The organism is Centipeda sp. (in: firmicutes), from assembly GCF_057271695.1.
The window spans coordinates 1-10,459 of sequence record NZ_DBHIVL010000079.1 but is presented as its reverse complement, the minus strand read 5'-3'; the positions used below and the strand labels follow the sequence as shown (position 1 = coordinate 10,459).

The window sequence follows — 10,459 nt, the reverse complement described above, 5'->3', positions numbered from 1 at the left end:
GACGAAAAAATCTACGCCAATCTGACGGACTTCATTTTATCAGCGATTCCCTAGCGATAGGTGGAGGGAGGTGCATATGATGTTGGAGGTTCTCGTTTCACTAGCGGTAGGTATCGCAGCGAGTCTGATCGCTGCGTATATCTACGAGCGCATCCGTTAGCGACAGCTTCATTCTGGTTTGTGTAGGAGCGGACTGACTATCCGTGAATACACACAAAAATCCCCTGCAGGTGACTAATCTGCAGGGGATTTTTGCGGTGCAAGTGTCGGATTGTCTTCGTTTCACTGTGTCTACAGTATAGCACAGCTTCGGGTGTATTTCAAGTCCTGCACATTCACAGCTTAAACTTCGACGTGATGTCGTTGAGCTTCGTGGCGGTCTGTGCGAGGGACTCGGCACTGTCGCTCACGTCGTGCAGGCTCGCGCTCTGCTCCTCGGAGGCGGCGGCGACGGTCTCGGCATTCGCGCCCGTCTTCTCGGCGACAGCACTGATATTCTGGACGTTGCCGACGACATCCTGCATATCGTTCGCCGTGTGATCGACTGCCTGACTGATCTGCTCAATGTTCGTGCGGACATCCTCGAGACGTTTTCGGATGGAGTCAAAACTCTTTTGTGTCTCGCCGGTGACTTCCTTGCTCTCTGAGACCTTTTCCTCTGCATTTGAGACGGCGGACGCAGCCGTCTGGATGCTCTCGATCATCTGGGTGATGGTCTGCTCGATCTCATTCGTGGCGGCGGAACTCTGTTCGGCGAGTTTTCGCACCTCTTCCGCAACGACGGCGAATCCGCGTCCCGCCTCACCTGCACGCGCTGCCTCGATGGCGGCGTTGAGCGCGAGAAGGTTCGTCTGGCCTGCAATCTCGCGGATGGTGGTGACGACGTTCTTGATGGCATCAGAGCCGGTGACGAGACGCTCGGAGAGCCGGGAGATCTCCGTCATGGAGTCGCTGACGGTTGCGTTCTGCTGGACGAGCTGGTGGATGTACTTCATGCCCTGATTTGCGTCCTCGACAGCATCGCTTGCCGTCTGGTTTGCATGAACACCGCTCGCGCTCATCTCCTCGGTGCGTGCGCTGACCTGCTCGATGGCATTCGAGATCTCACCGATGCTGCTGTTGTTGTGCACGGCGTCGGATGCAACATCCGTGATCGTGTGCGCGATGCTCTCGGCGACCTGCCTCTGTGACTGGACAGAGGTCGAAAGCGCATCACTTTCCTTGGAAAGGTCGGTTGCCTCGCTTTGGATGGAGCGCACGATCTGATGGAGGGCATCCTTCATCTCCAGAAGTTCGTTCGCCATGTCGCCGATCTCATCGTTCCACGTGGCGCGTGCGCCCTGGAATGAGAGGTCGAGTTTGCCGAGTCTGCCGACATCGCCGCGCAGCTTGATGAGACGGCTCGCAAGCCGCCTTGCGTACCACGCCGCTGCGAGTCCGACGCCGATGATGCCGACCATGCTGGCGATGAGGACGATGGTGAAGGTGCGGTCTACGTTGTTGTTCAGCTTTTCGAGCGTCTCCTCCAACACCTTGGTCTGAACCTCCTCGGCGCTGTCGAAGCGGCTGTCGATCTCGTCCGTTTTCTTGCGCAGCTCTGTCGCTCCCGCTGCTCCTGCCGCAATGTCGCCGCGCTCGTAGAGAGCGATGATGTCCTTGGTAGCCTGTGCGTATTCGTGTACCAGCTTTCGCAGTTCCTCCCCGCGTGCCTTTGCATCCGGGTTGACTGCATGGTCGGCAAAGGCGGCGATTTCTTGATCCGCCTTCTTGAGTTTGTTCTCCGTCTCCGTCGCACGGGCAGGGTCGAGTGTGATCATGTAGCCGCGCAGTTCACTCAATCCCTGGTGAAAATCGTCCTCCGCCTCGAGCATTGTGATGCTGTTTTTGACCGTGACGGCGAGCAGATGCTGATAGTCCGCGCTCGTCGCTTTGAACTCGTAGAGCACAACGGCGAGCAGTACAACCATCAAGGCGATGACACTTCCGATCAGCCCCGTGAGCTGCAGCCCGATGGGCATTCGTTGTTTCATAAAAAACCCTCATTTCCTTTCCACCTGTGAAAACGTCCCGCTCCGAGACCCATACTATAATATATAGTGCACCCGCAGGGAGGATTTGTCAATCGCAGTGCAGAAAAAAATGTTTCGAATACAGCCATGCGCTCTTGCAATGACAGAGAGAATATGATAAATTTACATCCGTAATTTCCTGTCTGCGCTCTGCGGTGGGGCTTCGGTCGGGACGACGGGGGCGCGCACGGCATCTTTGGAACGATTAGCCTGTCTTGGTGAGGGCGCACCTCGGGACTTGACAGGGTGATTAGTGTCTGCATGACGGAATCGTTTCTATAAAAATTTGTGCATGGACGACCAAATGATTTGGCAGGAAATCGGGGCCGGTGGATACATCGGCTTTTCTTTTTGTCCAAAATACGGTACAATGAAGCGAACGGCTTATGCAGGAGGTCTTTGCTGTCGATTCTATTGTTATGATAGAAAAGTGCATTACACGGAGGTAATGTTATGGCAATATTCGAGGGAATCGGACGTGACGCGCTTGCCGCGCATGGCAGCGAGCCGTTTGAGGCAAAAGGGTGATTCCTTTAGAAAGGATACATTATGTTTACATTCAAAGGGGTCGGATTCCCCAGCTTTCACGGCATCACGCCGCAGATCCACGAGGAGGCGTTCGTCGCGCCGCAGGTATTCCTCTCGGGTGACGTGCGCATCGGGCAGTATGCGAGCCTCTGGCCGGGCGTGGTTGCACGCGGTGATGTCAACTACATCTCCGTCGGCGACTGCACGAACATCCAGGATCTCGCCTGTCTGCACGTCGCGGACGACAATCCCTGCATCATCGGGGACTATGTGACCGTCGGTCACTGCGCGTGCATCCACGGCTGCGAGATCGAGGATCACGTCCTCATCGGCATGAGTGCAACCGTGCTGACGGGCGCGAAGATCGGGCGCGGCTCCATCATCGCCGCAGGTGCGGTCGTCAAGGAAAACGCCGTCATCCCGCCGAACTCCCTCGTGGCGGGCGTTCCTGCGAAGATTGTACGGGAGAATATCGACCGCATTGCGACCATCCACGCACAGGCACTCAAGTACAAATGTGAGTGGGCAGTCGAGTACGGCGTCTATCCTGAGATCGGCGGCGAGCGTTACGGCGGAGAGAAGATCATCTGATGGCGGACGAGGCTCTGATCCGCCAGCCGCACGGTCGTGAGCAGCAGGTCAAGATGGAGATCGTCTCCATGATCCACGGCGGCGAGTCGCCCTACGATGTGATCTTCCACGTCGCGCAGTGGCTCGAGAAGTCGTCGGGCGAGCCGGGCTATGCGCAGTACGTTGAGGATGCCATGCGTGCCGTCTATGGCTGTGCACTTGCGCACGTCCGACCGATGGAGGATGAGCTGCGCGACGTGGAGGAACGTCTCGTACGCATCCGCGCCGCCAAGGAGCGGCCGGAGTTCACCGAGGAGGAAAAAAAGCGCATCGGCTTTGCCATCGACCTCCATGTGAAGAACATCGCGCGGCTCAAGGCGTGTATCGAACGGGCGAAGGCGAACGGCGAGACGGCGGAGATCGTCAAAAACTAGCGTGTATACCGTCATACAAGAAGCCCCGTGCTTGCAGACACGGGGCTCTTTATGATAAAATGCGTTTATTATCGCCGCATGCGACGATAGTTCGAGAACTTTTCTATTATATAATGGAGGGAAAGAACATGAATATCTCTACCGTAAAGAAGATTCTTGCGGCAGGTGCGGTCCTTGTATTCTCTGCCGCACTTCTCACCGGCTGCGGCGGCAACTCCGCTTCGTCGGGAGACAAGAAGTTCCTCAACATCGGCACAGGCGGCACGGCGGGCACCTACTACCCGATTGGCGGCGCAATCGCCGAGGTGCTGAACAAGGACATCCCCGGCATGAACGCGAGTGCACAGAGCACGGGTGCGTCCGTTGCCAATATCAATATGTTGCGCGACGGCGCGGTTGATCTCGCGACGGTGCAGAACGACATCACCTACTACGCAGTCAACGGTACGGAGATGTTCAAGGAAAAGAAGGTCGACGGTCTGCAGGGCATCGCCTCGCTCTACCCCGAGACCTGCCAGTTCGTGACGCTCCAGTCCTCCGGCATCAAGAGCCTCGCGGAGCTCAAGGGCAAGCGCGTTGCAGTCGGCGCGGCGGGCTCGGGCGTGGAGGCGAATGTGCGCCAGATCCTCGCGGCATACGGTGTCAGCTATGACGATATCGACGCAAAGTTCCTCTCGTTCGCCGAGGGCGCGAGTGCCCTGAAGGATGGCAATGTGGATGTCGCCGTTCTGACGGCGGGCTATCCGACGGCATCTGTGCAGGACATCGCCGCGCAGAACCCCGTCCGTCTGCTCCCCGTGGAGGAAAAGATTGCAGACGACCTGATCGGAAAGTACCCGTTCTACACCAAGACGGTCATCCCCGCAGGAACGTATGCGGGCTTTGACGAGGCAGTGCCGAGCGTCTCCGTCATGGCAATGCTCGTTGCAGGCCCCTCGGTGAATGCGGATCTCGGCTACAGCATCACAAAGGCGATCTTCTCGAATCTCGACCGCCTGCAGGCGGCGCACTCCGTCGGCAAGCAGATCGCGAAGGACACGGCGAAGAGCGGCATGTCCCTGCCGATGAACGCAGGTGCGGAGAAGTATTTTAACGAGAAATGAGAGCGTATCTGATTGCGCTGTGTGCGGCAGTCGTTCTCGTTGCGTTCGATATCCTGAGTGCGCCCGCGCTCTTCTTGCACGCCGATGGGGAAAAGATTGTTCTCGTGCGGCAGATCCGGGATGCAGAGCCCTTTACGATCCACTTCATCCACTCCGTGCAGAAGACCCCCGTCGAGGAGTTCCTGACCGCGCACGCAGACGGGCACTTCCACCTGACGGGCACGCGCTATCAGTCCCACGGTGTCGGGCTGCCGTTCCTCCCCGAGGAGGGGACGTTTCGGCAGGAGGGGGCGTACTTTGTCCTCGAAATGGATCGCGACTACAGTACGCTGAGCCTGCGCACAGGGCTCGGCACGGAGCTGACCATCGAGGCGGACGGGGAGCGCATTCCCGTCTATGAGATGTACCCCGTCGGCACGCGCATCGACCTCGTCGTTGCGCCGCTCTACACGTATTTTCTATGAGACTTCCGAGGCTGCCGGCCGGCGGCCTCGTATTTCTTTTGTGCTGTTTTTGCGAAATATATAGACACTTTCCGCAAAGGATGTGAACCTCTCTATGACCGATCAAAAGACTGCCGACGCAGTCCTCAAGAAGTACGACCGAGAATCGAATACCGTTCACTATGCAGGATGGCCGAAGAAACTCATTGCCGCCCTCGCTATCACATTCTCCATCTTTCAGCTCTACACGGCGACCTTCGGCATCCTCGACGCGCAGCTGCAGCGTGCCGTTCACCTCGGCTTTGGGCTTGCCCTCGCGTATCTCCTCTATCCCTTTCGCCGTGCGTGGACGAGGGACAGTTTCGTTCATCCCATTGACGCGCTTTTCGCCATTTTGGGCGCAGCGGCACCCGCCTACATCGTCATCCAGTACCGCGAGCTCGTGACGCGCGCGGGTTCTGCCACAACGACGGATATCGTCGTGGGCGGGATCGGCATCCTCCTCGTCATCGAGGCGGCGCGGCGCGTCGTGGGACTTCCGATGGTGACGGTCGTGCTCTTCTTCCTCGCGTACGCCTTTCTCGGCCCGTATATGCCGGGCGTTCTCGCGCATAGAGGGCTGTCACTCGAACAGCTCATCAGCCACCTCTACTACACGACGGAGGGCATCTTTGGCATCCCGCTCGGCGTGTCCTCCACATTCATCTTCCTGTTCATCCTGTTCGGCGCGTACCTTGAGAGCACGGGGCTCGGCAAATTCTTCATCGACCTCGCCAATGCCGTTGCAGGCTGGGCGAGCGGCGGCCCTGCAAAGGTGGCTGTTCTCTCCAGTGGACTCATGGGAACGGTCTCGGGCAGCTCCGTTGCCAACGTTGTCGGCACCGGCTCGCTTACGATCCCGATGATGAAAAAACTCGGCTACAACGCGAACTTCGCGGGCGCGGTCGAGGCGGCGGCATCCACGGGCGGTCAGCTCATGCCGCCGGTCATGGGCGCGGCGGCGTTCCTCATGGCGGAGTTCGTCGGCGTGCCCTACATCGAGGTCGTCAAGGCGGCGGCGATCCCCGCACTCCTCTACTTCACGGGTGTCTGGCTCGGTGTGCACTTTGAGGCAAAGCGGAAGAAACTCAAGGGCATCCCGCGTGCGGAGCTGCCGAACCCGCTCACCCTCTTGAAGGAGCGCGGACACCTCGCAATCCCGCTCGTCGTCATCGTCTATCTTCTCGTCTCGGGCTATACGCCCATGCGTGCGGCACTCGTCGCAATCGTGCTCTCCATCGTCTGCGCCATGCTGCGCAAATCCACGCGCATGAAACCGATTGAGATCGTCTACGGGCTTGAGCGCGGCGCGAAGGCGGTGCTCGGCGTGCTCATCGCCTGTGCGGCGGCGGGCATCATCATCGGGGTCGTCACCAAGACGGGGGTTGGCCTGCGCCTCGCCTCGGGGCTCATCGACCTTGCGGGCGGCATGCTGCTCCCTGCCATGTTCTTCACCATGATTACGGCGATTGTCCTCGGCATGGGCGTGCCGACCACGGCGAACTACGTCATCACCTCCACCATTGCCGCGCCCGCGCTCGTGCAAATGGGCGTGCCCATCCTCGCGGCGCACATGTTTGTCTTCTACTTCGGCATCATTGCGGACGTGACCCCGCCCGTCGCGCTCGCCGCCTACGCGGGGGCGGGCATCAGCGGAGGAAATGCACTCAAGACGGGCGTGCACGCGTCCAAACTCGCAGTCGCGGCATTCATCATCCCGTACATCTTCGTGCTGTCCCCCGTGATCCTGATGGTGGACGCGACCCCGCTCACCCTCATCCTCGCAACACTCTCCGCACTCGCGGGCATGATCGCCGTCAGCTCCGCGCTCTGCGGCTTTCTCGCCGACCACTGCCGCCCCTATGAGCGGCTGCTCCTTATCATCGCCGGCCTTCTCATGATTAAGCCCGGCGGCATGACCGATCTCGTCGGCTGCGCCATCTTCGCCGCGATCCTTGCGCTGCAGTACACGCGCGTAAAGAAGGCGGCATAAATCACAGACTTTGACCGTTCGAGCATTTTGCTCGGCGGTCTTTTTTACTGCCTATTCCGCGCCTCCTTCTGCGCGGAGAACTGCTCCGCGAGATCGTCCAGATACGCGGCAAGCCGTGCGCGGCTGCCCTCATGCGCGAGCTGCACAATCATCGTCATGTGGTGTCTGAGATCGTGGCGCATACGGCGCGAGCTGCGCCAGAGGGCGAGCATCGTTTGATAACGCGCCTCCTCGGCACTGCGGATCATCTGCTCATGGAGCTGCCGCGTGTGGAGTGCGTTGCCCTCCTCCGTATAGCGTGCGAGGAGGTTCGATACGCGCAGGTATTGGATGAGGGCGAGCGGGAGGAGCAGCCGCGCAGCGATGATCGTCGGCTGCACCGATGTCCCCGATGGATCTGCGGCGACGGCGAGCGCGACGAGAATCACCTCATAGCCGCAGAGATAGAGCCAGAGCTGCCGATCCTCAACGAACAGCATCGGCATGAGCAGGTGGCGGATCGTATGCAGCGCGGCAGGCAGGACGAGGAGGAACATCATGGGGACGAGCAGACATTTCCACAGCCCCGGCGGCAGTCCTGCGCCGAAGAAATATTCCGCTGCCGCACCGATCGTCCCCGCCAGCATCAGCAGCGGATAGACGAGCAGGGCGATCGAGAGCACGCGCAGCGGGCGGTCATGGATCGTCGCCATCATATAGAGTACGGCGAGCGGGCGGCACAGGAGGGCAGTCAGCGACATATCCAGCCCCGCCGTCATCTGAATGGCCTGCGTCAGTACGAGCAGGAGCAGATAGCCGACGAGGACGCAGCCCCGCGCAAAACGCAGCCGCTCACGAAAGACATAGAAAACAAGCAGGTCAAAGGGCGGTGCACACACGAGCGTATGCAGCAGCCGAATCTCCGTGTCGGTCATGCTCCGTCGTCCTCCTCGCCGCCGCCTTCCTCGCAGCCGTCCGTCTGCGTCCGCGTGCCGTTTGTCGCACGCATCGCTGTCGCTTGCAGCACAATCGAGACAGCAAAGAGCGCGCCCTCCGCCGCAATCTCCATTGTTCCGCCATAGTGCGCCAGACTCGCGCGTATGCTCTCCATACCGATGCCGCGTTCAGTATAGCCGCGCTTGGACGAGAGCAGCTGCTCCTCGGCATCGTAACGCAGCTCTCCGTCATAGCTGTTGTCCATCGTCAGAAAGAGCATATCCCCCTGATGGATGAGTGCGAGCTGCAGAATGCGCGGGGCATCGGGCGCGAGGCGTTCCAGTGCCTCGGCGGCGTTGCAGAGCAGATTGCCGAGGATTGCCGTCAGATCGAGCGGGTCAATCGGATTCTCCGCACCCACCTCAATGCGGTATGCCGTCTGTACGCCGAGCCGTTCAAAGACCGGCTGCCAATAGCCGACGAGAATATTTACCGTCTCATTTGCACAGACGGGCGCGCAGCGCGTTTGGATCAGAGATGCAGCGTCGCCCATCAGCCGCTCGATGCCCGCCGTGTCCCCGCGTGCGAGCATCTCCTGCGCCGCAGCGACCATCTCCGTGAACTGCATGCGAAAAGCGCGTGTCGTGCGGTCATTTTCCTCCATCCGCGCTGCATTTTGGCGCGTGATTGCCGCCATCTCCGCCTCGCGCGCCACCCGTTCGCGCAGCACGCGCTGACGCAGCCGCGCATTCATGGCATAGAGAGCCAGACCGATGCAGCAGAAACCACCGACCGCCCCGCTCAGACGGACAAAGAGTGCCGTATGTGTCCGCAGATCATTGAACGGCGAGAGCAGGATCGTGAGCACGAGAATCAGCACACCCAGCCACGCGAGCGGCGTCCATACCGCATCAAAGGAATCATCCGCAAGCAGCGGAGCGGCGATCGTGCGTCCATAGTACAGAAAAAGCGGCACAGCGATGGGGAGGCAGGCAATCGTGCAAAGCCCCGAGAGCAGGAACGGCACATCAAAGAGCGGATAGGCATCCTCCACGGCATAGATCACCGTCTGCATGGCGAACCAGACCAGCCCCGGAGGGATGAGAATGCAGATCTGCTTGCCAATCGGCACGCGCGTCATCGCGAGCAGATAGAAGAAGATAAAAAAGAGAAACGGAAAGGCGATGCGCCGCGAAAACACCGTGACCGCCTCGATCTGGATGACCGCCTCGATCCCCGTGAGCAGGAGCAGCCCCGCAATGATCGGCAGCGGAGCAAAACGCAGATAGCGGCGAAAGATATAGAGACGAACCAGATTGACGGGCAGAATGTGAACCGCCGTATACAGCAGCGTTACCAGTGGCACGGCAAGCGGATACGGCATGAGTTCGAGCATAGGAAATGCGTGCATGGGTTTCCTCCTATGACGAAAATCCTGCACGCATCTTCTGCAGCATATAGGCGTGGTAACTGCGCTCGACCTCACTGCTGCGGCGTGTCGCAATCGGCAGGAGTGTACCGTCCAAGAGCAAAATGCCGTTCGAAGTCAGCTGCTGTATATAGTCCATATTGACCAGCAGACTGCGGTGGCAGGCGAGGAACATCGGCATGGCATCGAGCAGCTCCCGTGCGCGGGCGAGCGTCATATAGGGGGAGCGTGTCGTGCCGTCCGTCAGATGAAACGAGCAGCGACGCCCGTCCGCATCGACATAGCGAATGTGCTCGATGGGGATGCGCTGCTCTGTGTAGTCAATCGTGAGCGTGATGGTAGGACAATCCTTTTTGAAGAACGGCGTGCGCGACAGTGCCTCGCGTACCCCTTCCTCCGTCACGGGCTTGATGAGGTAGTGCACCGCCGTCACATCGAACGCCTCCACCGCGTGCTCGCGGCTCGTCGTCACGAAGATGATCGCGCAGTTCGTATTGAATGAGCGCAGAATCTGCGCCGTCCGGATGCCCGTACGCTCGCCCAGATAGATGTCGAGAAAGGCAATATCGGCGCGTGCGGCGGACATGTGTGCAAGGAATTTCTTATCATCCGTGAACGCGCGAATCATAGGGCGCGGCATATGCTCCGAACAGATCGTGTCGAGTGTTGTGCAGAGCGTGTGCAGATCGCTCGGATTGTCATCGAGCACCGCAATCTTCATAGTATAGACGCCTCCTTTTTCATAAAACATTTTATGGAAACAAGAAAAGGATTGCAAGTATAATTTGACTGCTTTCGCGTTCATGACATACTTTCGTCGTTTATGACCAACTTTGTTGATATTTCTCTCAAATGTGAGAAAATATGGATATACTTTTTGATCTTTAGGAATCGCTGATAAAATGAAGTCCGTCAGATTGGCGTAGATTTTTTCGT

9 protein-coding genes are annotated in these 10,459 nt (G+C 59.0%); 5 read left to right on the top strand and 4 right to left on the bottom strand.

Annotated elements, in window-relative coordinates:
• Positions 1–335: 335 nt before the first annotated feature.
• Positions 336–2,030, bottom strand: a complete 1,695-nt coding sequence (locus tag ACO6BQ_RS10600) for a methyl-accepting chemotaxis protein (protein WP_489120847.1) — start codon at positions 2,028–2,030, stop codon at positions 336–338.
• A gap of 588 nt (positions 2,031–2,618) precedes the next feature.
• On the opposite strand from ACO6BQ_RS10600, the gene ACO6BQ_RS10595 reads away from it, so the two are divergent.
• The 5 genes from ACO6BQ_RS10595 to ACO6BQ_RS10575 all read left to right on the top strand — a co-directional run bounded on the left by ACO6BQ_RS10595 (position 2,619) and on the right by ACO6BQ_RS10575 (position 7,179).
• Positions 2,619–3,188, top strand: coding sequence for a gamma carbonic anhydrase family protein (locus ACO6BQ_RS10595; RefSeq protein WP_489120846.1), 570 nt, complete (start codon positions 2,619–2,621; stop codon positions 3,186–3,188).
• Positions 3,188–3,601: a hypothetical protein gene (locus ACO6BQ_RS10590; RefSeq protein WP_489120845.1), complete on the top strand. Its 414-nt coding sequence runs from the start codon at positions 3,188–3,190 to the stop codon at positions 3,599–3,601. Before ACO6BQ_RS10595 ends, ACO6BQ_RS10590 begins: the two co-directional genes overlap by 1 nt.
• A 128-nt stretch (positions 3,602–3,729) precedes the next feature.
• The gene (locus ACO6BQ_RS10585; protein ID WP_489120844.1) at positions 3,730–4,704 is read left to right on the top strand and encodes a TAXI family TRAP transporter solute-binding subunit; all 975 of its coding nucleotides are present in this window, start codon (positions 3,730–3,732) and stop codon (positions 4,702–4,704) included.
• The gene (locus tag ACO6BQ_RS10580) at positions 4,701–5,168 is read left to right on the top strand and encodes a DUF1850 domain-containing protein (RefSeq protein ID WP_489120843.1); all 468 of its coding nucleotides are present in this window, start codon (positions 4,701–4,703) and stop codon (positions 5,166–5,168) included. The genes ACO6BQ_RS10585 and ACO6BQ_RS10580 overlap by 4 nt, the downstream gene beginning before the upstream one ends.
• A gap of 94 nt (positions 5,169–5,262) precedes the next feature.
• On the top strand, positions 5,263–7,179 hold the full coding sequence (locus tag ACO6BQ_RS10575; protein WP_489120842.1) for a TRAP transporter permease: 1,917 nt from the start codon (positions 5,263–5,265) through the stop codon (positions 7,177–7,179).
• 44 nt (positions 7,180–7,223) lie between these two features.
• Here the strand turns inward: ACO6BQ_RS10575 and ACO6BQ_RS10570 are convergent, their stop codons facing one another.
• Genes ACO6BQ_RS10570 through ACO6BQ_RS10560 form a run of 3 tightly spaced genes read right to left on the bottom strand, consistent with a single transcriptional unit; the run spans position 7,224 to position 10,244 of the window.
• Positions 7,224–8,093: a beta-carotene 15,15'-monooxygenase gene (locus ACO6BQ_RS10570; protein ID WP_489120841.1), complete on the bottom strand. Its 870-nt coding sequence runs from the start codon at positions 8,091–8,093 to the stop codon at positions 7,224–7,226.
• Positions 8,090–9,505, bottom strand: coding sequence for a GHKL domain-containing protein (locus ACO6BQ_RS10565; RefSeq protein ID WP_489120840.1), 1,416 nt, complete (start codon positions 9,503–9,505; stop codon positions 8,090–8,092). The genes ACO6BQ_RS10570 and ACO6BQ_RS10565 overlap by 4 nt, the downstream gene beginning before the upstream one ends.
• A 10-nt stretch (positions 9,506–9,515) precedes the next feature.
• On the bottom strand, positions 9,516–10,244 hold the full coding sequence (locus ACO6BQ_RS10560) for a LytR/AlgR family response regulator transcription factor (RefSeq protein WP_489120839.1): 729 nt from the start codon (positions 10,242–10,244) through the stop codon (positions 9,516–9,518).
• Positions 10,245–10,459: the final 215 nt, after the last annotated feature.